Annotated in this window: 1 protein-coding gene; it reads left to right on the forward strand. The window is 36.4% G+C overall.

The window, feature by feature from the left end; all coding sequences use genetic code 11:
* Nucleotides 1-250: histidine kinase dimerization/phospho-acceptor domain-containing protein (locus IEX97_RS13280; RefSeq protein WP_308426216.1), on the forward strand; the 250-nt coding region annotated here is incomplete at both ends.

Consider the following 250-nt stretch of genomic DNA (forward strand, 5'->3'; position numbering starts at 1 on the left):
AGACATTACCAAAGCTAAAGAAATAGAAGAGCGACTTAAAAAATCAAATGAGGAACTTGAACAATTTGCATACATTGTCTCACATGATTTAAAAGCACCTTTACGAGCCATCATGCAACTAAGCTCATGGATTGAAGAAGATAACCAAGATAACCTGGATAATGATTCAAAAAAAAATCTTCAACTCCTTCACGAACGAGCGGATCGAATGTCTAAGTTAATTGACGGCATCTTACAATATTCACGCGCG

The sequence above is a fragment of the Paenalicyclobacillus cellulosilyticus genome (assembly GCF_014647315.1).
In the GTDB taxonomy this organism is placed as follows: domain Bacteria; phylum Bacillota; class Bacilli; order Alicyclobacillales; family Alicyclobacillaceae; genus Alicyclobacillus_J; species Alicyclobacillus_J cellulosilyticus.